This is a genomic window from Halobellus ruber (assembly GCF_014212355.1).
Taxonomy (GTDB): domain Archaea; phylum Halobacteriota; class Halobacteria; order Halobacteriales; family Haloferacaceae; genus Haloquadratum; species Haloquadratum rubrum.
The window spans coordinates 72,316-93,172 of sequence record NZ_JACKXD010000007.1; the positions used below are offsets into that span (position 1 = coordinate 72,316).

21 protein-coding genes and 1 pseudogene are annotated in these 20,857 nt (G+C 59.2%); 18 read left to right on the plus strand and 4 right to left on the minus strand.

Annotation, left to right across the window (positions count from 1 at the left end; all coding sequences use genetic code 11):
- The first annotated feature begins 1 nt into the window (after position 1).
- From H5V44_RS16120 to H5V44_RS16195, 16 genes and pseudogenes are all read left to right on the plus strand, one after another.
- Positions 2 to 1,123 (plus strand): hypothetical protein, encoded by a 1,122-nt coding sequence (locus H5V44_RS16120; RefSeq protein WP_185194163.1) that lies wholly within the window; start codon positions 2 to 4, stop codon positions 1,121 to 1,123.
- Positions 1,116 to 3,320, plus strand: coding sequence for a VirB4 family type IV secretion system protein (locus H5V44_RS16125; RefSeq protein WP_185194164.1), 2,205 nt, complete (start codon positions 1,116 to 1,118; stop codon positions 3,318 to 3,320). Before H5V44_RS16120 ends, H5V44_RS16125 begins: the two co-directional genes overlap by 8 nt.
- Entirely contained in the window at positions 3,317 to 7,618 is a 4,302-nt protein-coding gene (locus tag H5V44_RS16130; protein WP_185194165.1) for an ATP-binding protein, read from the plus strand. The genes H5V44_RS16125 and H5V44_RS16130 overlap by 4 nt, the downstream gene beginning before the upstream one ends.
- 388 nt (positions 7,619 to 8,006) lie before the next feature.
- Positions 8,007 to 9,278, plus strand: coding sequence for a phage NrS-1 polymerase family protein (locus tag H5V44_RS16135; RefSeq protein WP_185194166.1), 1,272 nt, complete (start codon positions 8,007 to 8,009; stop codon positions 9,276 to 9,278).
- Positions 9,279 to 9,969: 691 nt separating this feature from the next.
- Positions 9,970 to 10,260: a hypothetical protein gene (locus H5V44_RS17680; protein WP_343067778.1), complete on the plus strand. Its 291-nt coding sequence runs from the start codon at positions 9,970 to 9,972 to the stop codon at positions 10,258 to 10,260.
- Complete coding sequence (locus tag H5V44_RS16145) at positions 10,260 to 10,583, plus strand: DUF7558 family protein (RefSeq protein ID WP_185194168.1); 324 nt, start codon at positions 10,260 to 10,262, stop codon at positions 10,581 to 10,583. Before H5V44_RS17680 ends, H5V44_RS16145 begins: the two co-directional genes overlap by 1 nt.
- 118 nt (positions 10,584 to 10,701) lie before the next feature.
- Complete coding sequence (locus H5V44_RS16150) at positions 10,702 to 10,869, plus strand: hypothetical protein (protein WP_185194169.1); 168 nt, start codon at positions 10,702 to 10,704, stop codon at positions 10,867 to 10,869.
- A gap of 4 nt (positions 10,870 to 10,873) precedes the next feature.
- Entirely contained in the window at positions 10,874 to 11,419 is a 546-nt protein-coding gene (locus H5V44_RS16155) for a hypothetical protein (protein WP_185194170.1), read from the plus strand.
- Positions 11,420 to 11,848: 429 nt separating this feature from the next.
- Positions 11,849 to 12,181 carry a ribbon-helix-helix domain-containing protein gene (locus tag H5V44_RS16160; RefSeq protein ID WP_014555890.1) on the plus strand — a complete coding sequence of 111 codons (333 nt, stop codon included), beginning with the start codon at positions 11,849 to 11,851 and terminating at the stop codon, positions 12,179 to 12,181.
- Positions 12,178 to 12,645, plus strand: coding sequence for a hypothetical protein (locus tag H5V44_RS16165; protein WP_185194171.1), 468 nt, complete (start codon positions 12,178 to 12,180; stop codon positions 12,643 to 12,645). Before H5V44_RS16160 ends, H5V44_RS16165 begins: the two co-directional genes overlap by 4 nt.
- A gap of 100 nt (positions 12,646 to 12,745) precedes the next feature.
- Positions 12,746 to 13,102: pseudogene (locus H5V44_RS16170) on the plus strand (hypothetical protein).
- A 9-nt stretch (positions 13,103 to 13,111) separates the two neighbouring features.
- A complete protein-coding gene (locus tag H5V44_RS16175) occupies positions 13,112 to 13,441 on the plus strand; it encodes a hypothetical protein (protein WP_185194173.1) in 330 nt (109 codons plus the stop codon).
- Between the two features lie 564 nt (positions 13,442 to 14,005).
- Positions 14,006 to 14,872: a DNA-binding protein gene (locus H5V44_RS16180; protein WP_185194174.1), complete on the plus strand. Its 867-nt coding sequence runs from the start codon at positions 14,006 to 14,008 to the stop codon at positions 14,870 to 14,872.
- A 198-nt stretch (positions 14,873 to 15,070) separates the two neighbouring features.
- Positions 15,071 to 15,700 (plus strand): hypothetical protein, encoded by a 630-nt coding sequence (locus H5V44_RS16185; RefSeq protein ID WP_185194175.1) that lies wholly within the window; start codon positions 15,071 to 15,073, stop codon positions 15,698 to 15,700.
- 614 nt (positions 15,701 to 16,314) lie between these two features.
- On the plus strand, positions 16,315 to 16,545 hold the full coding sequence (locus H5V44_RS16190) for a DUF433 domain-containing protein (protein WP_185194176.1): 231 nt from the start codon (positions 16,315 to 16,317) through the stop codon (positions 16,543 to 16,545).
- Positions 16,545 to 16,868: a DUF5615 family PIN-like protein gene (locus H5V44_RS16195; RefSeq protein WP_185194177.1), complete on the plus strand. Its 324-nt coding sequence runs from the start codon at positions 16,545 to 16,547 to the stop codon at positions 16,866 to 16,868. The genes H5V44_RS16190 and H5V44_RS16195 overlap by 1 nt, the downstream gene beginning before the upstream one ends.
- A 102-nt stretch (positions 16,869 to 16,970) precedes the next feature.
- On the opposite strand, the gene H5V44_RS16200 is transcribed toward H5V44_RS16195, so the two are convergent.
- From H5V44_RS16200 to H5V44_RS16210, 3 genes are all read right to left on the minus strand, one after another.
- Positions 16,971 to 18,062: a tyrosine-type recombinase/integrase gene (locus H5V44_RS16200; RefSeq protein WP_185194178.1), complete on the minus strand. Its 1,092-nt coding sequence runs from the start codon at positions 18,060 to 18,062 to the stop codon at positions 16,971 to 16,973.
- Between the two features lie 240 nt (positions 18,063 to 18,302).
- Entirely contained in the window at positions 18,303 to 18,653 is a 351-nt protein-coding gene (locus H5V44_RS16205) for a type II toxin-antitoxin system PemK/MazF family toxin (protein ID WP_185194179.1), read from the minus strand.
- Positions 18,650 to 19,021, minus strand: coding sequence for a MarR family transcriptional regulator (locus H5V44_RS16210; RefSeq protein ID WP_185194180.1), 372 nt, complete (start codon positions 19,019 to 19,021; stop codon positions 18,650 to 18,652). Before H5V44_RS16210 ends, H5V44_RS16205 begins: the two co-directional genes overlap by 4 nt.
- A 613-nt stretch (positions 19,022 to 19,634) precedes the next feature.
- On the opposite strand from H5V44_RS16210, the gene H5V44_RS16215 reads away from it, so the two are divergent.
- The gene (locus H5V44_RS16215) at positions 19,635 to 19,808 is read left to right on the plus strand and encodes a hypothetical protein (RefSeq protein WP_185194181.1); all 174 of its coding nucleotides are present in this window, start codon (positions 19,635 to 19,637) and stop codon (positions 19,806 to 19,808) included.
- Positions 19,805 to 20,020: a hypothetical protein gene (locus tag H5V44_RS16220; RefSeq protein WP_185194182.1), complete on the plus strand. Its 216-nt coding sequence runs from the start codon at positions 19,805 to 19,807 to the stop codon at positions 20,018 to 20,020. The genes H5V44_RS16215 and H5V44_RS16220 overlap by 4 nt, the downstream gene beginning before the upstream one ends.
- 309 nt (positions 20,021 to 20,329) lie before the next feature.
- Here the strand turns inward: H5V44_RS16220 and H5V44_RS16225 are convergent, their stop codons facing one another.
- Positions 20,330 to 20,791, minus strand: a complete 462-nt coding sequence (locus tag H5V44_RS16225) for an IclR family transcriptional regulator (RefSeq protein ID WP_343067776.1) — start codon at positions 20,789 to 20,791, stop codon at positions 20,330 to 20,332.
- Positions 20,792 to 20,857: the final 66 nt, after the last annotated feature.

Sequence of the window (20,857 nt, forward strand, 5' to 3'; positions counted from 1 at the left end):
AATGTCAGCAGATCAAGACGCGGCCGCACGGCGCATCATGGATCAGTTCGGCGAGGAGAGTCGCATCCCGTATCTCAATATCGAGGAAGGGGACGTCGGTATGCTCATCGCCTTCCCCATTATTGGGCTGTTTATCGCTGGCCTCACCGGGATCGAATCACTGGCCCTCCCGTTCGTCGCTGGCGGGCTTGGCTTTGGCGTCGCCGTCATCTACGTCTCACCAACCCACCTGAACGCCTGGACGTGGACCAAAGACATCTATCGGTACCTCAAACGGCCTCAGGTTACATTCAGTGCGCCCGCCGACGCCGACACGAGTACCAACGAGTCAGAGCGCAACGAAGGCGGACTCGCGAACTACACGCCGTTCAAGCCCGACGAGCGAACGCAGGATCTCACGAACATCAAGCGGGCGTGGCCGGGCGCTGGTGCCATCCAGCGTGAAGACGGCGCGATGGAGGCGTTTATCGAGATCGACCCCGGCAATATGGATTTCGCGATGTCCGACGACTGGGCACAGCTCCAGGATGCTGGCGAAGAGTTCGCCAACAAAGAGCTGGACTCGAAGCTCAAACTCCACGCCACAACCCGTTCCTTCCCGGTCGAGCAGATTACGGAGAACATCGAAGACCGCCTCAACGACGAAGACGTCACGGAGAATCCGATCCTCCGGGAGCTTCTTGAGGAGTACAGGGAGACACGGCCGAAAGAGATGCGAGAGCGCGGCATCCAGCAGGTGCGATACTACATCGGCGTCGAGGTCACCCCGCTGGAGGTCTACGACCGCTTCCGCGACGAGGGTACGCCCGCCGAGAAGCTCACCCAATTCCCCGTCATCGGCTTCCTGTTCAACCCGTTCGTCACCCGTCGCGAGGACCTCACCGACGTCGAACGTCGCGCTCAGATGTTCGAGAAGCTCGACAGTCGGGTTAACGACGTGCGATCCGAGTTCATCCAGCAGGCGTCCGGATGGTCCGCACGGCGACTCAGCACGGTCGAACTGTTCGTCCTGAATATGGACTTCTGGAACGGTCGCGAACACGACTACGACGAGGCAGAGCGTATCGTTCGCGAACAACCAATCATCGGCCACTCGCGCCGGGAGGATGCGTTCGATGCGTAGCGCGATCCTCCAAGCAGGGGGCGGCGTGGGCAGCCAGCTCGTCAGATGGCTCTCCAGTCCGACCTCTACGGAGGGTGCGGCGCTCTATCTCCTCATCGTCGTCCTGCTCGGTATCGGTGGGAAACTCCTCTGGGACTGGTACACCGAAGACGACACGGAAGAAGTCGAGTTCTCCGACGTACTCGACGAAGAGACACTCGAACAGGGCGAGGCCGAACGCCAGCTCCTCGACGACATCGCCGAGTCACACAAGACGGTGACCGCGCCGGCTGCCGCCGAGTGGGAAACGCGAGCCGCCCGAGTCGGCGAGCAGTGGACGACGACACTGTACATCGCCGACTACCCGGACTACCCCAACGACGGCTACCTCAGCGATCTCTTCGAGATGACCGACGTGCAGTTCGACCTGACGGCCCACATCACGCCGAAAAACCAGGAGCGGGCCCGGAACGAACTGCAGGACATCGCCGATGACCTCCAAGTGGATGCCGACCTGGAACAGAGCGTCCGGAGTGCCTACCTCCAAGAGCGGGCCAACGAGGCCGCAGCGACGTACACAGCTGTCGAGAACGGCGCGAGCGTTTTCGACCAGGGGATGTTCATCACCGTTCGGGCCGACGAGAAAGACGATCTCAGAGACGCCGTCCAGAAGGTCAAGAGTGCGCTTCGTGACGACCCGGCGAACCTCACGCCGAAGACTGCAATCTGTCGGCAGGACCTCGCTCTTCAGTCCGCCGCGCCCATCGGCGACAACGAGTTCGGCCGCACGTCAATCGCACTCGGCGGCGCCGTCGGCGCATTACTCTCCTCGCCGCACAACGCGACGATCCTCGAGGAGGGCGGCGTCGAGTTCGGGATTCACAAGGACAACCAGAGTCCTGTGGTCATCGACCCGTTCGCCCGAGACAACGGGTACGCGATGTTCACCGTCGGCGACACGGGCTCGGGGAAGTCGTTCAGTTCCAAGCAGAACTTCATCCGCTCCATCGAACAGAGCAAGGACCGCATCGGCATCATCCTCGAACCGCTCAACAACTGGGCCGGTGTCTCGGAAGCCCTCGACGCCAAACGGATCACGGTCGGCGGGACACTCGGGCTGAACCCCTTGGAGATCCGGGAGACGCCGGAGCACGTCCAGCGGGCGATGGGTGAGGACGCAAGCCCGTTTAACGAGAAGCTCGATGACGCGATGAGCTTCCTCACCAACTTCTTCGCGCTGCGGGGGATCTCGCTGGGTGATCGGCGGACGACGCTCGAACTCGGGCTCAAGCGGGCGTACAAGCGCCAGGGCATCATCGACGACATCTCCACGCACAGCAATCCGAATCCGACCATCCGCGAGATGATGGACGTCTTCGAGGATATGGTCGACGACCCCGAGGAGTTCGTCGTCCGGTCCGACGAGGAGGCAGGGAAGATCAAGGAGGACGCGACGTGGCTGCTCAATCAGCTCCGCCCCTTCGAGGACGACGGTCGGCACAGCAACCTCGGCCAAGAGTCCGACTTCGACATTCGCGACGAGAAGGTCATTTACCTCGACCTCGCTCAGCAGGAGGGCAGCGTCGATAGCAGTACGGCACTGACTATGCAGCTCCTGATCTCGTTGGTCTACGAGCGGGCGAAAGTCTCGGAGAAGGAGGTCGTGTTCTACATCGACGAGGCGCGGTACATTATACAGGACGCCGCGAGCCTAGCGTTCCTCGAGACGGTGTTCCGCCATCACCGGCACCACGATCTCTCGATTCGGCTGGTCACCCAGACCGTCGACGAGTTCTTCGAGCACGCCGAGAGCGAGGCGATTCTGGACCAGTGTGCGGTCAAGCAGTTCCACCGTCTCGACGGGATGGACGAGGAGTGGGCCGACGAGTTTGGGTTGAACTACGCGCAGATGCGGTTCGTCCAGGACGCCGTGCCGGGCAACGAGGACGCCGGCTTCTCCGAGGCACTGGTGGGCGTCGACGGCGAATGGCGTGGGATCCAAGTCAAAGCGATGCCCAAGGAGAAGCAGGTCATCGACTTCGAGCCAACGGAGCAACGGCGATCCTCGCTCCCCGGTACTGGTAGTGACGCTATGAATCCGGATGCCCAGACGTTCCAGGATGATCTTGAAGCTCGAGTGACCGGCAGCGACGAACCTCCGTCCGAGCGGACGCCAGCGGAGACCGATGGGGGCGCAGCGGGAGGTGAGCAACGATGATTCGTGACTATCTTCGCGTGACGCCAACCTCCGAACAGATCGCTCCGGAGCGTCTGCCGCAGGCACTGGAGAGCCTTCACAAACTGACCACAACGGACTCGCCAGGGCTAACTGACAAGCTCAATCCGTTATATAGCGAGACACCCCTCCGATTCGAATTTCTCGCGCTCAGTGAGGGTGCAGACCACCCCGTCGAATTCTACTACGGTGCCGACGATCATCTGGATACCCTTGAGAAACGGCTCCGGTCGATCTATCCCGAGACGTTCGACATCGAGCGTACCGAGATCGACATCACATCCCGACTCGTGCAGCCTGTCGAATTCGACCGCGAGACATTCGTCGAGCACTATGAGTCAGGTGAGCTCACGTACGAGTTCGGCCCTGATGAGCGATACGAGCTCGAGGCTGACGACAACGATCGAGCGGGGTCAGGGGACGCCGAATCAGTCGCGGATGGAGGAACGGTCGGCGATCTGTCTGCCGACCACTTCATCGAGATCGGCGATACTGCCCTCGATCTCGCCCCACCAGATGCGATTCCCGAGGATGAGCCACTCACGACGCTTGCCAAACCAACGGTAACATCGGAGGGGACGATACTCGCCCGGCCAGCGACTAATACTGTCTCCCCACTCGGGGTCCGATGGCAAGGCTCGGTGACTCGGAAACAAGACTGGATGACCTCACTCGCGCCGTTTACAGGCGACGAAGCAGACGAGAGTCCCGAGGCTGTCGGCCAGCCTGGTGGTGCGCTCGCATCGCTCGTCGATGATCTAACTGAGGCCAGTGCGCCATTGGCGTTTCAGGTCGTCTTCCGACGACGGGCAAGTTGGCAGGGCGATGCCGAACTTCGCAAGGAAGACATCACCGACGGGCGGGATACCTGGGCACAACGAATTCTCGGACCAATCTTCGAATCTGGCGATGGGTCTGACCGCCGAAGCCAGGAGGAATTGAGTGGCACACAAGCAAAGCGCGTCGGAGCCATCGAGGCGAAAAATCCAAAGCGATCGTTCGCCGCGAATATTCGGGCCGTCGGCGTTCCAGTCAGTGACGACGGCCGTGAGACGCTCGACAAGCGGCTACAGTCACTCGGGTCAGTCTTCGATACACTCGATGGGCCGTACTACGAGGTCGAAGCGGAGCGGATACGCGATCAGGGGTTCCGGGAGGCTAAGAAAGAACAGCACGCACGAGCCGCGCTGCACCGACTCTTGGACCGCGAGATCACGACCGGTCGAGGGAAGACCCGTCCGGAGTTCATACTGAGTGGCCGAGAACTCGCGAACTTCTTGATCGTTCCCTCCTCGGAGCAACTCTCCGTAGAAGGAGCACGAGGAACGCGTGCGGAACAACAGAGCCGGAATCCGCTCGCCCGGCCTCACCAGGATCTGATGGATGAGTTTCGTGAGGGGATGGCTATCGGCTACGCTCTCGACGACACCGGTGACCCTGAAGATGTCCCGACACGTATTCCGCCCCGACTACTGCCGATGCATTACGGGCGGTTCGGGACCACCGGTTCAGGCAAGTCGAAGTCGTTCCTCAACGACCTGCTGTCGCTGTACAATACCACAGAGGGGCCGACAATCCTCATCGTCCCGAAGAACGATGAGATGGCCCAGAATTATATGCGGGCTCACGCGCGCCGATTCGGGATGACCGACCTCAAGCAGAACGTCGTTCACTTCCCGATCCCGGACATCCTCCCCGGGTTCTCGTTTTTCGATCTCGAACCCTCACTAGAGAGTGGTCGCCGGCGTGAGGACGCAGTCCGGCGGAAAGCCGACCACTACGAGGAGATCCTCAAGCTCGTTATGGACGCGGACCGATACAAGCGGGCAACCGTCGCCCCAACCCTCATCAAGACGCTCATCACGGCGCTGTTCGACGAGGAATACGGCCGCGAAAACGGCCAGTACCGAGAGTCGGCCGACTACTTCGCCCACCGACAGCTGGAACACGTCATCGACCAGCTGTGGGAAGCCGGCCCGCCACAGCCGAATCTCGCAGAGGCGCCGCAATCGAGTGATGAGGAGGTCGCCAGAATGATCCGGCGACAACTCCAGCACGATTCGACCACTTTCGACAACGTGATGGGTGGCGTCACACACCGTCTCAACTACATCTCGCAGGATCCACACCTGCGCCGCATTTTCAACAATACCCAGCGGCAGTTCGATTTCCGAGGAGTACTCGACGAGAATCAGGTCATCCTGTTCGATCTCGGTGACCTTCGTGACGATGCCGCCCGGATTATGACGGGCCTGATTCTGACCCATCTCGACGACGCGCTCAAAGATCGCAAGCGCGACCTCACACAGTACTCTGATGACTACGTCGTGAATCTGCTCGTCGACGAAGCAGCCTCAGTCGTGGTCTCCGATATTATGAACGACCTCCTCGAGAAGGGGCGGGGCTTCCGGCTTTCTGTGGGCCTGTCAATGCAGTTCCCCGAGCAACTGGAAGCGGAAGGCGGACGGAAAATCTACCTGAACGCCCTGAATAACATCGGAACCTCACTCGTCAGCAAAATCAACGTCGACCGCGAACTGGCGCGGGGGATGGCCCACGAGGATATGGATCCGACAGATTTCGCCAACCGGATTCGGTCGTTGCCCCGTGGGGAGTGGATCGGCAGCGTACCGAGTCCGGCGTTCGGGGAAACCGGGCCGTATCCGTTCAGCCTCAAACCACTCGAAATCCCACCGGGCCATCCCGAGAGTGAGCACCCGCTGACAGATCACGAGGAGGAGCGGTTCACTGAAACGCTCGCCTCGATGCACGAGGAAGCTAGTGATGACTACGGGGTTCCAGCAAGCTCATCCGCATCGACAACGAGCGCACCGGCGGAGTTAGACGAGGTGCTCAGCATCGAAAGCGCCGACCTAGATGTTGCGCTCGCGACCGTGGTTCGAAGCCTCCAGCTTCGAGAAGGATGCCGTGAGGAGAATGGTTGGGTGGCTGTCGAAGCGGTTGACGACGAACTCAGACGGCTCTTCGACGACGTCGACGCCGAACCGCCATCGTATGATGCACTCGCCGAAATCCGAGAACGGTCACGATACCTCGATACGACCGTCGATATCGACACCGATGAACTTCGCATCCGACTCACTGACGCCGGCGAAGAAGTCGCGAAACCCGATACTGGTGGCGTGCAGGCCGCTGGGGGGAGTGCCCACGACGCAGCACTCCGCCAGATCGAAGAAGAGCTTACCACACTCGGCTTCACGGTCTCGATCCTCGCACAGGATGGCAGTGAGAAACCCGACGCGAGGGCGAGCCACCCCGACGTTGCCGACCGATTCGCCATCGAAGTCGAAACGACGACACCCGAGAATCCCGCAAAGGTGCTCACGAACCTCCGGAAAGCCCAAGAAACAGGGGACATCCCGCTGTTTGTCGTTCGCCCAGGAAACAAGGAAACTGAGTGGGCCAAGCGCGTTGACGGCATTCTCACATCACCCGTCCGTACCCTCCAGAATGGTGAGACGCGGTTCTACACGACTGACTCGAATCTCACGTTCAACGGTGGAGCGACCGAAGAAGGTGGAGTGACGGCCGTGCGACCGGCGACCGACGACGAGAACGGGACCCAGAATATCTGGCAGCGTGATGGCGACGAGATCGTCCTCCGTGATGCCAGCGAGACGGAACACATCCGCCTCCCATCACTTGAAAAACTCTCGAAAGATCGTGTTCCGGCCATCTACAGCTACGACCACGCTGCCGACGAGTACGTCGTATACGAGCACGGTGAGCAACACATCTACGAGACGAAATCGGCGTTCGAGGGCGACTGGGTGCGTATCAAGAAGCCATTCGTCCCCGAAGCCGAACTCCCCGTCCCAGATTATACCCCCACGTCGTACGTTATCGTCATTCTCCCTGAGGAAGGCAACCCGGTCGTGTACGATACTGACGGTACGTACTCGATTGACACCATACTCGATACCGTCACCACAAGTGAGTGCGAAGAAACGGCGGGACAACAGGCTGACCATATCCACCAGGCGCCTCAGCCATCGATTGACGATATTGCTGATGATCCAGAGGCGGTTGTTGAGCGATTCGCAGAGACACACCTCGTCGAAGACCCGCAAAGCAGAGTAGCCGCCGGAGAGGTCTACGAAATCTACGAACAGTGGGCTGAAGCTCACGGGATTGATACAGATAGCAAACCCTGGTTCGGTCGTCGCCTCGGGAACTATGTCACGTTCGAGCGGAACACAGACAGTGAGAACGGCGACTCTGTTCGATACTACGAGGGGCTTGCACTCAAATCAGAATAGAGCTGGAGGTGAATACAATGCAATCCACACTCAGCGCCAAATATATCGTAAATACAAATTTGAGTTTGTATAACAGGAAACACCTCTCGCGTTACGGAAACATCGAGGCATATCGTCTCCGCAGCACCGAAATCAGCAGACAGCGCGGGGTTACGGCAATCAATCGAAATGCCGTAACACAAGCATTCTGGAGGGATTTTGCCGTATGCACGTATCGGGAGCCTCAAACTCAGGATTTCACGGAGTTAGATGATCTGTTATGGCAAAAACCAACTAGTATAGAACGGGGGGTCCCCGTTGGGACCAAGGGATTGGATCGCGACGTGAAGCAGCGTGAATTCTGTGCTGGCTCAGAGCTAGTGAGAGCCATACGAGGTCCTACGTAAGGATGAGTGAACCTATGGTCGACGAGCCGGAGGCGATTCCGGAAACGTTACGCGACCGTGACCAGTGGGTGTGTTGGCGGGAAGAGAAGCGAGACGGCAAACCGACGAAGATTCCGGTGACGCCGGGGGTTGGCGGGTTCGCGTCGTCAACGGATCCCGAGACCTGGACAGGCTTCGAGGCAGCACTCGACTACACCGAGACAGAGCATGCCGATGGCGTCGGATTCGTGTTTACCGACGACGATCCCATCGTCGGCGTGGATCTGGACGACTGCCGTAATCCCGAGACAGATGATGTCGACGACACGGCACTGGACATCATTGATCGACTCGACTCCTATACGGAGGTATCACCGTCCGGGACCGGCTATCATATCCTGATTACCGGCACACTCCCAGACGGGCGGAACCGGCGTGGGAGCGTCGAACTGTACGACACGGCACGCTTTTTCACCGTTACTGGCGACCACGTTGAGCGGACCCCAACGCACGTTGCACGTCGGCAGGACGCGCTCACAGCGATTCACCGCGAATACGTCCAGGAGGCCGAGCGTGACACAGCACCCGAGTCCGAACAGCGTGGTGACGCTGACGACCGATCACCGACGAGCGGTGCAGTCAACGTCGACGTTGACCTCGAAGACGAGGACCTCCTCGAAAAAGCGCGAAACGCATCGAACGGCGAGAAGTTCGAGCGGCTCTGGAACGGGAATACGGCCGGCTACGACAGCCAGTCCGAGGCCGATATGGCGCTGTGTTGTCTGCTAGCGTTCTGGACCGGCGGCGACCGGACCCAAATGGAGCAGTTGTTCCGCCAGTCGGGATTGATGCGGGAGAAGTGGGACGAGGTCCACTACGCTGACGGGTCGACGTACGGCGAGAAGACCATCGAACGAGCGATTGCGACCACGTCGGAGTTCTACGACCCGGCCACCGGCGACGACACCGCGGACGCCCACGATCCCGCTGTCGACTCGTCTCCAGGTGGCGACGCCGGTGACTCGGGGCGAAGCCGTGCGTATCTAGCCGAGAAGAACCGACTGTTGACCGAGCGGGTCGACGAACTCGAAGCGACACTAGCGGAGAAAGCCGAGCGGATCGACACCCTCGAAGCAGAAATTGAGCGACTCACCGAGGAACTCGCAAGTCGCGACCGAGAGTCAGGGGATTCCCAAGAGGCGCATACTGTCGATGCTGGTGAGGGTAATAACGAATCCGAGACAGCGTCCGTGTGGGGCCGGACGAAACGGTTGTTCGGAAGTAACTCTAAGTAACGGCGAGACCGCGACGTAGCGTTTATTCTCCCCGAGAGGGGTGACGGGGCTTCGAACTGCCCCGAGCAACGTATGCATTCCGAGCGACAGCACCAGCGAGACCGAGGTATTGACCGAGAACCAGCTCAGCCGAACGCATCTACATCTCCCCGGCCCGGCCTTCATTTCTCAGTCCCGAACGACCGGAGCAATGCGTCGATCGTCACCTTCGTCGAGTGTGTCCTCGTTGAGCTTACGCACGAACACGTCGGAGCCGAGTACAGCTCCTCGAACGTCTGGGGAAAAAAGACACAGTACATCGCCGCTGATACGGCCGACGAGACGTTCAGGAAGCGCCATTTCGACGAACGACTCGGATGGCACGAGCAGATGCTTCCTCGTGAGGAGGTTCGTGACAACCTGATCAACCGACTCACACGGGCCGTGTCACTGGCGTCGAACCGAAGTCATACTGCTCCTGTCGACCAACCCGATACCTTCCGTGTGAAGCCCCTGCGTCAGCTGCGAACCGACTCACAAACTGGCAGTTGTTAACCAACAGACGCCCGTGTTTCGGCCGTCGCGTTGGTTAACATCACCGCGACGGAGACCATCTTCTGTTCCATACGGCCAGGTCGTGCTTCCAGCAGTACGTTTGTCGGCGCCAGGAGGCGCGAGGCGCGCTCAAGTAGCGTGTCCGACCTGATCTCGCATAACTGGTTCAGATGCAATCGATGATACAGCAGACGATCACGTACAACTCGAAACCAAGCTGATCGAACAAGACCGAGATGCGACCGGCTTCTCGACCGCGGATGTCGACGAAACATCCGCTCAACACCTCGTTGGCGATCTTCTCGAGGACGATGTGGTCATCCCGGTCGCCGAACAACGAGTTCTCGTTCACGAGCCGAGTGGCACGGCGTTCGACTCTATTACGCAGCTAGCTGTCTTCCACCGAGGCTGGGCGGCGGCTCGTGGCGCCGGTGAGGAGGACGCGTAATGCAACAGACGCTCTCCGGCTGTGCGTTCTGCGATGCGCGCCCCAGCTCGGAACTGGGCGACGCCCGCACTTGGGGAACCGACGAGATCGTCACACACCCGATCTGCACGGCGTGTGCGAGACAGGCAACCGCTGATCCCGAGGACTGCGACCGACACGCGTGCGATAGCTGTGGACTGGTTGTCGACGCCTTTTCAGCCCGTACCTCGTTCCGAGTGCAGCTCGGCAATCTCGAAGGGACAGTCCGCTTCTGCGCGCGGTGTGCTCCGGATGATCCGGCGACGTATTGGACGCAAGACCTCGAGCCACATCTCGTCGAGTAACGGATCATAAACGAGATGGCGAATATGGGTAAACCAGTAATTGCCAGTAACACCCACTAGACCAGAGATTTTTAATACTGCACCCACCTATTTCTCGATAGTACTGGGGAGCATCGTTATGTCGAGTCAACGAGATTCCACCGGCGGATCGTCTGCACTTGAGCGGTTCCTGAGCGGTGGCCGCATCGATCCTGAGGACCTCGGAGAGCCCCCGCTCGCAAACACGGAGGATTCGCTACTCGATCGCGAGCGAATCCACGTCGAGCCCGACACGGACGAGGAGTGACTGTGTGCACGGAGCGGACCCAGTTCCAGACCATCCCGATTCAGTAATTTTCCCGGCCGACCACGGCAAAGCGACTGTTTTCCTGGGGAAAGAAGCATTACTCGCACGGTTGACTGACCGCCGATCAGCACGGCATCAGGCGGTCATTGATCGCTTCTTTGAACTGAGCCGTGACCAGGCGTTCTACTATACGAATGTCTACGTGCTTGCGGAGGTCTTTACCAGCGTTCGGTACGGCACGTCGGCTCGCGAGACGGCCCAGTTACAGGCAGATATCGAAGACTCTGCGATCCGGGTCCTGCACGGCAGTGATGACTGGAGCAGCACCAATCTATCGAACACGCCGAAGGAGGTCTTTCTGGCTGCAACGCAACTGTATGAAGAACGCGAGAAGATCGTGTTCAACATCACGGAGGCCACACTCGTTCTTGAAGCAGCTCGCGCCGAGGCTAGCTTCGTCTTCACGTATGATGGGACGATTGCCACGCTCGCGCGAAGTTTCGGGCTTGATGTCCTTCCGTATTCCATGCCGCACCGCTCGACAGGATAGTCCTCTCTTCTGACACCGGCAACCAGGCTGCTCAGTCACACTAGGGGGTTCCACTCGCTTGAAAGCCCGCAGCCGCTCGGCATCCCGCGCCCCACGCTGCGCTCCTCGTTCCTCCGGTGCTAGCGGGGTCGGGGGACGACCGAGGCGGCCTCGCCCTTTCTGAGTCCACCAGGAGGTAGGCTGGTTCTCTGAGCGTGATACCCGGTTGGCCGGTGTTTCTCTACGGCCCGCCCCGCTCGCCGCTGCCGCCCTCCGCGTCGCTCGCGACTGACCAATCCCGGCGGCCTCGCGACGTACTGGACGCGCGACCTCGAGGAGCATCTCGTCCAAGAGCTCAGCGAATGAAGAGGACTGGCGGTGTCCGTGCGTCACCCTCTGGAATATGGGCTGAGCCCGTCATTTAAATACTTGTAGCACGATGGTACTACTATGAAATACGCGAGTGTCAGCGTCAAGTTCCCGGTCGAACTCGATACCGAGATCGAGCGATTCCTCGATGAAACGGGGATCTACACGAATAAGAGCGAGTTCATCAAGGAAGCCTGCCGGTCCCATCTCCGAGAACTCAATGACGACACGGCGATCGCCGCGCTTCGGTTAGAGCAGCTGCTGGCGCAGGCCGAACAGAGCCGCCAGTCCGATAGCGATATCGACGCAGAGCTCGCGGCACTCGGGGAGAAAGTCGATGCGGACGACCTCGAACAGGCCGTCGAAGAGGCACGAAAGGAGACGTCCGAGCAGGTGTACGGGTCTGACGCGTGAAGATCCTCGATACGAATCTGTGGGTCTTCGGGACGTTGCGAACCAACGAGCAGGCGACCGAATTGCTTGCCGCAATCGACCGCGGCGAGACGACATCAGCGATCAACGCGTATATGATCCAAGAGGCGCTGGCCGCCTTCGACCGGACACAGAGTCTCTCTGCGGCGGACCGTGATACCGTCAAAACGAGGTTTCTGACGCGACTCACGCGAATGACAGGGCTCATCGAGGCGCCGTCGAGTCGTGATGTCAGTGAGGCACTCGTACGGGAGCAGCGATCAGCACCCGCAGTACAGACGCTCGCCCGGGTCTGTGGGATCCAACCCAAGGACGTTCCAATCCTCGTGTTGGCGTTCGAGCACCGTGACCGTGAGCCGACCATTCTCACGAACGACAAATCCTTCGCCGAGTTCGAGCCAGCCGCGCACTCACTCCCTGAAATCGCCATCGAACACGTTCCCTGATGACGCCCCCATCTCGCTACGGCAGTAGCCTCCTGACACCCGTGTGATAACATAACACTGCCACCATATATTGAAAACGACGGCGGTACTCGGTATCGGTATGGAGTGCCCTGCGTGTGGCGGCCCTATCACGCTGGAAGTGGGGCCGAATTAGCCGCTCTCAGCATCAGTGGCGGATGCAGTGCTTGCTGCTGACGAAGACGAGCAGATCGTCGTCACCCGACATTGCTGGGCGTGTGGATGGAGTGAGGAGCGGTCGGTGTCCATCGACTCCATCGAAATAACCGAGGGAGACACCCACGCTGTCGAGCGAGCTGCGCTTCTCGACGACATCATGACGGAGGCCACGGCGATTGACGACCTCGCGACGCTCGAAAACGCCCTCGCCGAGGTTCGCCGTCAGCGTCGTCTCGAGACTGCTGGGTCTGGCTCAACTGACGACGTCGACGGTGGATAGGTGCTACTCATGACCGAGACCGACGCGCTTTACGACGTTCGAGAACGGACGAGGGATCCAGCCCACGCATCGGTCGACGACGTGATCACACTCGTCCTTGAGCGAGCACGGGAGCCGCGTGCCGACCATCATAACGCCCATTTCGATGAGGCTATGACTGCTGTCGTCGATCGATATGGGGCGGATGCTGTCCGAACCGTCATCCACCGTGTGCTCGTCGAGCACTATCCATTTCGCACAGCCACGGTCAATCTCGACATGCGCAATTTCGATGGTGTTCGGATCGGCACGACGGCTGTCTGGACCCTTCGGGAGTTGAACGCGCAGGGAGACGACTGAGACGCGTCTCGTAAAAGCCCTCGACCGCTCGGCATCCCGCGACCCACGCTGCGCGCCTCGCTTCACTCGGTGCTTGCGGGATCGGGGGACGTCCGAGGCGGCCTCGCCCTTTCTGAGTCCACCAGGACGTCAGCTGGATCTCCGAGCGTCGAGGGCGAATAAGCAGGTGGTTCGATACGGCCCGCCCCGCTCGCCGCGTTCCGCCCTCCGCGTCGCTCGCGACCGACCATTCCGGGCGTGCGGGCGCTCTCCACACCGCCCGCGCCCGTTCCGGGCTAAAATGAATGTGCCCTCGACGCCAGCGGGAAAGCGAGAGGGGTTGCGCGGCGTGGCTGCTCACCCCCCACGCTTTCTCCGCTGGCCGCTCGCTCCGGGCGGGTCGGTGAGCGGTGCTGGTTGGTCGTCCGCCTCGGGCGCGCTCTCGCTCGCGCCCACAGGGCGCTCGCGAAGGCGCGAGCGAGAGCGCGCAGATGGTTCTGTCGGTTGTTGTCGTCGAGGAAATCCGCGATGTTGGAGCATCGCGGTGTCGGGCGCGTGAGCGCCTTCAGGAACCAGTGAGTTCCAATGTCAAGTAAGAACGTCTCCAGTGAAGTAGTTTCGGTCGATGAACAGGCTTTCGAGAAACACGACGAAGTCGAGGTCGACGAGGACGGATTCGAGGTCGTCGACGAGACCCCGGAGTTCCGGGCGACGGTCGACATGGAAGTGCAGGCGAAAGTCGATTCCAACCACCCAGATGCGCGGGTCGAGGAAGGCCCGGATCACATGTTCGGGAAGACTCTCGAACAGGAGGAGCGCATCGAGGCCCGGGAGGCCGAACTGGAGCACATCAGTGCCCAGGCGGAACTCAGTCAGCAGGAGGGACGCGCGAGGCGGACGCGGGAGGTCGTCGTCGAGCAGTGTGGCCGGGATGAGCCCAAACCGGTGGAGCGCACGGACCTGCGAGAGAAGCTGACGCAAGAGGAACTCGCGGAGGTCAACGAGCAGGCGATGCGGATCAGCGACGAAGTGCAAGGCGGCTGGTCGAGAGCAGTCGTCGCGAGGCAGTTGGCCGAGAAGGTGCAACGCGGAGAGGACGTGACGAAGGCAGTGCTGGAGACGTTGGAGGAACTGAAGGCGGTCCCCGGTGCAATCGTGCCCATCGCGGATGTGCCGGACGTGTCGGTCGGAGAGGTGACGGTCGAAGGAACTATCGAGACCCTCTGGGAGCCTTCCTCCACAAGCATCCAGCAAGTCGGGCTGATAGCGGATGATAGCGGGAAAATCAAGTTCACCTGCTGGGAGAAATCGCAGCAGACGGTAGTGCAGGAAGGTCAGACAGTGCGGTTCAGGGCAGCAGCCAAGAACTGGTACGAAGGCCGGTGCTCAATCGCGCTGACCAGGTGGTCTCAGATCGAGTTCCCGGAGCGCGGTCGGTGGTGGGAAGAATAGGGAGTCGAGGCAACCCTCTTTTTTACTGTGTGCCGGACCGGCCCTAACCCCGCCGCCCCACCCTCCGCTCCGTGCTCGCTCCCTACGGTCGCTGCGCGCGCAGCCACGACCGTTCTCAACAGCGGAGGGGCGACTTCAACACCTCACAACCAGATGACGCAGGTCGTGTTTATTCGCGCCGGCGAGGGGTGCAACGCGATGTCAACCGACTCATCCGAGTACCACGATTTCGATGCGTGGTTCGCCGGCTTCTTCGACGGCGAAGGCTGTATCCGCATCTCGATTGCCGACCGAGAGCGGTACAGTACTGGCTTTGAACTTACACCAATGGTCCGAATCACCCACGAACAGCTGACTGGAACTCTCGACGCAGAAGGCTGGATTGGCGTGAAAGTAGACCAGAATAGTGAGTATCGAGTCGACCATCGACTTCAGCCGCAGATCGAGGTCACCGAGACGTATCGTGACCACCTGATGGAGGCGCTCTGTGCGTACTGTGATGCTCACGACGTGAACTGTCATGTGTCGAGTCTCGAATCCAACGAGAACCGGAGCGACCAGTACATCTGGGGCGTGCAGGGTATCAGCAATACACGGACGCTCCTGACCCCGCTCCGCGATCAGTTCATCGTCAAGCGCGAGCAGGTCGATCTCCTCCTTGACGAGATTCTGCCCCGGATGGACCAGGGCGTGCATCACGAGAAAGAAGGCTTTCTTGAACTGATGTACTACGTCGACCGGTTCAACTCGTACAAGGGCGGCAGGCGAGGGCAATACACACTCGAGTATTTCGAGGAACTCTGGGGGATGGAGTACTCACCGAAGTAGTCAGATTGAGCTCGACTCAGTACGTGCTTCGGTATACGCGCTCCCAAGACGAGGAAGGTGAGCGTGCAGCGTGAGGTTTGTCCTGCCCTCAGAAGGATGGAGGGCGATACAATTCGTCCTCTCGGACCCAGTTATGAGTGATCAGCAGACAACGACAAGCCGTGAGCGGCTGCGAATGCATCTCGTGCAGGCACTGACTCGTACAGAATCAGACGATGTCCAGTGGCATCTCAAGGCTGCGTTGCGAGAATGGGAGAACTTGCCGCCGACACCGCTGCAAGAGTGTCCTATCTGTGGGAAAGTCGGACTACCGGAACGGATTCAGCAACATAAATGCACTAATTGAGAGCAGATAATGGGATAGTTCGCATACCCTTCAGCGCAACCACCAAACGAAAGGTGAATACAGATGAACGATAGAACGAACTAGGTCATAACATCCCTGATTCCCGTCAGAAGCGTCGTGACCGAGACAGAGGTTGTATGCAGCAGTTGGTCGTTGTTTGTTTCAACCAATCAGAAACGAAACAACCCCTATATGAACGTGCGGGTTGATTGAGAAGGGACAGTTCCTACAACCCGGTTTTTAAGTCGGTGTATGGCCAATTCAGAGTATGGGAATCGTCCGGGATTCAGAACACAGCGACAGTGCGCCGACCATCGAAGGGACGGGAATCCGGGTCAAGGACATCGCCTCTGCATACGAACACAGCGGCTACGATCCCGACGAGATTACACAGCTGTACCCCGATCTCAGCCTGAGTGACGTTCACCGGGCACTCGCATACTATTACGACCACATCGATGACTTCCGGTCGCCCTCGTCCGAACCGGCGTCCGCGTAATGCGACCGCTGTACTGCGACGAGAGTATCTGGATTCCCGTCGCTGATGGACTTCGACGGCGCGGGTGGACAGTTCACACCGCCCGAGACGAGGGAACCCTCGGTGATCCTGACGGTGAACAGTTGCGGTACGCGGTGGAACATAATTGGCTTCTCCTGACGTTCGATGATGATTTTCTCTCACTCGTCGAAGGCCAAGAGTTGGAACACAGGGGATTGCTCTATGTTCGACAGGCTGGACGGCAGATCGGCGATGTCGTGAAAGTCGTTGATGAGCACCTACAGTACCGATCCGAGGAGGATCAGTCGATTCAATACTTGTAAAGTAGCGATACTCGCCCGTCTATAGACTCCCTGAACGGAACGGTTCTTGTGGGGTGTGGGAAGCCTGCTATGACACCCTGACGTAATCGTATTGGGTGTTAGTTAATCAATCATCGAATCCAGCGACTCCTTCTGCTCGGCGGTTTCGACGTCATTATAATGCTTGTTCGTGACCGCCAGATCCTCGTGTCGGAGTTGTTCCTGCGCCTTCTCGGGCTGCTGTTGGTAGAGTTCTTTCCCGAGCCCGCGGCGTGCTGCGTGCGGTTTTAGCACGTCGCCATCGGAGGCGCGGATCCCAGATTCAATGCACAGTGTCTCAAGGACGCTGCGACCACCGTGCGTCCCGGGTGCCTGCGGGATGCGGTCGTACTCCCGGTAGGCTGCGAGATAGTCACCGGAATCGACGTCGTCGGGAAGGCCCTTCAGGAGCGTGTGCGCGTGCCGCGTCGCGAACACCGGCCACTCGTCGTTTGTCGGGTTCTGCCGGCGCTTGTGGACGCGGAGGTAGCGTAGCGCCCGCTCGTGGATCGCGACCCGCTGCCACTCACGTTTCTTCGCCCACACCCGCATCTGGCCCGTCTCGAGGTCGACGTTCGACCACCTGAGGCCGTCGCGTTGCTCGTCGCGACCGTCCCGGAGAACCTCGGCCCCACGGACGCCCGTGTACCCGAACAGGGCGATCAAGGCGCGGTCCCGACTCGCAACGGTCGGATCCATCCACTCGTGCTCGGCGGCGCTCTCGGCGCGCCAGTCGGCCCACCGGACGATCTCCACGCGGTTCTGTCGCGTCCACCGCTGTTGGGTCGTGGGGTCGCTGGTGTCCTCGGGGAGCTCCTCTTTCGGTGCCTGTCGGAACGCCGGGTTGGATTCGAGCCACCCACGACGAACGCAGTAGGTCAGCCATCCGGAGACGACGTCGTAGTAGTTGCGGGCGGTCGCCGGGGAGATCCCGTCGCCGTCGACGCGCCGGCGGAGGTAGGAGGCATAGGTCACCAGCACCCGCGTGTCGAGATCGGCGACGGTCTCGGCGCCGCGGTCCTCGATGTGCTCGATGAACGACTTGAGGATGTGGCTCGCTGTCGATTGGTAGATCCCCGAGTCCCTGGAGTCGAGATAGTACTCCACCGCATCCTGGAGGGTGGTCTCGTGACCCTGATCCCTGGAGGAACCGGCGGTCTGAGTGCGGTCGACCATCTATCCTTCCGCTACAGTGGCGACCCACAAATATCCACTACACACTACTGTTCTAATGTAAAGTCTCTCTGTCTGAAATCTAATCCCCCGTATTCGCAACTTATAGAATCTCTGGACCAGCAATAGTATCTATTCGCCGGATATTATATTGTATATCGGTATACCGAATATAGGCATCCTGAGTTGAGACGATGGCCAGCAGTGGCTGTCGCGCATAGAAACATAAGTGCTCAAAAATGACTACCGGAGTTCGTCGACGAGAGCATTAGCTGCGTTATCGGCGAGCTCACCCGCCAGACGTCTCTGCCAGAAATCGATATCCTCGTGGCCGATCGATTGCACACCCCACGGAACTATTCTACTCTCATCCGGTGTCCCACCGCGAAGCCAACTCTCCTCGGGGATGTCGATGAGCCCATCCATCCATGATTTTGAGGTCAACGTGAGCGCGATATACTGCTCGCCGTGGAACGGACGGCCTTTGTGGTTCGAAAGGATAAGCCAAGGACGAGCGTCTTCCTCGCCTTTGAACGGGTCGTCGCCATAGACGACGTCGCCCCGCTCGAAGATCGGTTTCTGTTCGTCGGTCACTGTTCGTCATCAACGCTCGGATGCGGGTCGCTGGGCGCGTGCTCGCGCCAGGATTCCTTGTCCTCCCCACCCAATTGGTCGTTGAATAGAGCCGTTGCTCGTTCATACCCGCTGTATCCGTCAAGGCGCTCGGCGTCCTCCGTCACCGCCCAGTACGTCGCCTTGTGTTCGACGAGGGCACGATCCTTCAACCGCGAGAGAGCCGTACTGACCGCACCTTCGTCGACGCCGATCTGGGACGCGATCTCGCGCGCTTTGAACGCTCGATCCTCGTGAGCTGCGAGAAAACCGAGGACTTGATCGGGGACGGAGAGGTCCTCGAGTTCGTCCTCACTCGTGTTCTCGAAGGTGTCTCGGTCGATGGACATCGGTGAACGGAGGTACGCCATACGCTGTAAAGAGTGTTAGGTATGAAAGCTACGAAAATGCTGAAGGTGACTCACTGTCCATCGCGAAGGAATTCGAGAACCGTATGCATTGAGGCGGCCAGTCTCAACCTCCCAAAGCCTCTGTAGTTGCGAATAGCCACGTTTTGCCGAACAGGATTCAGGTCTTCGGCCAACTCGCAACCCCCTCAACGGAAAACAAGCCCTCGGAACCTGTCGTGAACCCGAAATACGGCTACCAACTCGAATCACAGAACACGGTCAGATATCTCTGTAGGATTAATTCGGCGCAGGGGACTTACAAATCGTCGCAAGGAGTGAGGTCCATTTTAACAGCATTTGTCCATTCTCACACAGATGCAAGGAGGAAGCCCACGGTTGTAGCCGTGAGGGAGATCCGACCCTCTCTATCTGTGTGTTTTAGGTAGAATACGCTCGAATATTCGCGAGGGAGAAGCCACGATCTAGCCCCCACGATACCAATGCAACAGGATCTGACGTTAGTAATAGGAATTATTCATCGTGTGGATCGCCTCGCTTGGCTGCGGGAGGCGCGCTCCGTTCACGTCCCCGGCGAGACGATCGAGGAGTTACAATGACTGTGTGCAGCAAACCGCTCGACCCCCTCGTAACGGGCGCGCAGGTCGGTGTGCTCCTAACACTGGTGTGGTTCGTGAGCCCTCTCGACTCCAAGAACGTGTGGACCGATCGCGGGAAGTTCATCCGGTGGCACGAGGCGCTGCGGCGTGCCGTGAGAGAGCACCGATGAAACCCGCGAAGACTAAAGAGGAGCTCGATCTGGGACCCGACGAGGCGCCCGGAGCGGACCTTCGGGCGATCGGCGGTGGCGACGGCGTCGGCAACGATGCGCGGTATCACAAACTCGACTGCCCGCACGCCGACACCGCCCAGGTTGCGCCAGTCGGCGCGTTGCGGGCGCGGTCCGGGATCAAAGCTGCGCGCTGTTGTCACGATCCTTAGCAGGTGCAAAGTCGCAGTACCACCACAGGATCTGTCGAAATCCTCAACTTCAGACAGTTTAGAGAGACTGTGCAGAATACACAGCGCGTATCTAGAACTTCTACGTATCGACTATCAAATACACTTTTTGATGAAAGAATAGTTTACATTATTACAGTATATCACATAAGTAAATATGAGATTCCAAACGGCGTCTGTCCAGCGTTTTTTAATATACTTCGAGACAATATATGAAATTATATATTTATTATAGATATATAATTAAACATATATGATGGGTTAGCCGTTACAAGCAGGTACGGCGACAGCTTACGAATAGCCCATATTGAGGCTCACAATATTCGTGACCTCCTCTAGCTTTTGAGGAATCTCTTCGTCGTACCGGCTTCCCTGCATTCGACTGGAAGGACCAGAAACACTGATGGCGCCGTGGACCTCGCAGTTGTTATCGGTAACCGCCCGAGCCACACAGCGGAGGCCAGGCAGCCGTTCCTCATCGTCAAAAGCGACGCCCTGCTCGCGGATCTGATCAAGCCGATCAAACAGTTCCTCACGCTCGGTAATGTTGTTTTCTGTCGTCGCTGGGAGGCCGTGTTGATCGATTATTTCCTCAACTCGTTCACGGGGCAGTTCTGCCAAGATAGCCTTCCCGAGAGCCGTGCTATGGAGGTGGACACGGTGGCCTGTGTAGGAATCGACCTCTACGGCATTTTCACCCTGCTCACGGTGGAGATAAATTCCTTTGCGATACTCCTCAACAAGTAGGTTCACAAGATCGCCGGTCTCCTCCGCTAAACCTTCGAGTTCTGGCTTTGCGACCTGGTGAATTTTTGGGTT

Bases quoted from the DNA above. Each gene is read 5' to 3' on its own strand.
- H5V44_RS16215 (WP_185194181.1), top strand. From the start codon at position 19,635: ATGACTGTGTGCAGCAAACCGCTCGACCCCCTCGTAACGGGCGCGCAG.
- H5V44_RS16185 (WP_185194175.1), top strand. From the start codon at position 15,071: ATGTCAACCGACTCATCCGAGTACCACGATTTCGATGCGTGGTTCGCC.
- H5V44_RS16120 (WP_185194163.1), top strand. From the start codon at position 2: ATGTCAGCAGATCAAGACGCGGCCGCACGGCGCATCATGGATCAGTTC.
- H5V44_RS16200 (WP_185194178.1), bottom strand. From the start codon at position 18,062: ATGGTCGACCGCACTCAGACCGCCGGTTCCTCCAGGGATCAGGGTCAC.
- H5V44_RS16125 (WP_185194164.1), top strand. From the start codon at position 1,116: ATGCGTAGCGCGATCCTCCAAGCAGGGGGCGGCGTGGGCAGCCAGCTC.
- H5V44_RS16180 (WP_185194174.1), top strand. From the start codon at position 14,006: ATGTCAAGTAAGAACGTCTCCAGTGAAGTAGTTTCGGTCGATGAACAG.
- H5V44_RS16195 (WP_185194177.1), top strand. From the start codon at position 16,545: ATGCGACCGCTGTACTGCGACGAGAGTATCTGGATTCCCGTCGCTGAT.
- H5V44_RS16145 (WP_185194168.1), top strand. From the start codon at position 10,260: ATGCAACAGACGCTCTCCGGCTGTGCGTTCTGCGATGCGCGCCCCAGC.
- H5V44_RS16160 (WP_014555890.1), top strand. From the start codon at position 11,849: ATGAAATACGCGAGTGTCAGCGTCAAGTTCCCGGTCGAACTCGATACC.
- H5V44_RS16175 (WP_185194173.1), top strand. From the start codon at position 13,112: ATGACCGAGACCGACGCGCTTTACGACGTTCGAGAACGGACGAGGGAT.
- H5V44_RS16190 (WP_185194176.1), top strand. From the start codon at position 16,315: ATGGGAATCGTCCGGGATTCAGAACACAGCGACAGTGCGCCGACCATC.
- H5V44_RS16135 (WP_185194166.1), top strand. From the start codon at position 8,007: ATGAGTGAACCTATGGTCGACGAGCCGGAGGCGATTCCGGAAACGTTA.
- H5V44_RS16210 (WP_185194180.1), bottom strand. From the start codon at position 19,021: ATGTCCATCGACCGAGACACCTTCGAGAACACGAGTGAGGACGAACTC.
- H5V44_RS16150 (WP_185194169.1), top strand. From the start codon at position 10,702: ATGTCGAGTCAACGAGATTCCACCGGCGGATCGTCTGCACTTGAGCGG.
- H5V44_RS16220 (WP_185194182.1), top strand. From the start codon at position 19,805: ATGAAACCCGCGAAGACTAAAGAGGAGCTCGATCTGGGACCCGACGAG.
- H5V44_RS16130 (WP_185194165.1), top strand. From the start codon at position 3,317: ATGATTCGTGACTATCTTCGCGTGACGCCAACCTCCGAACAGATCGCT.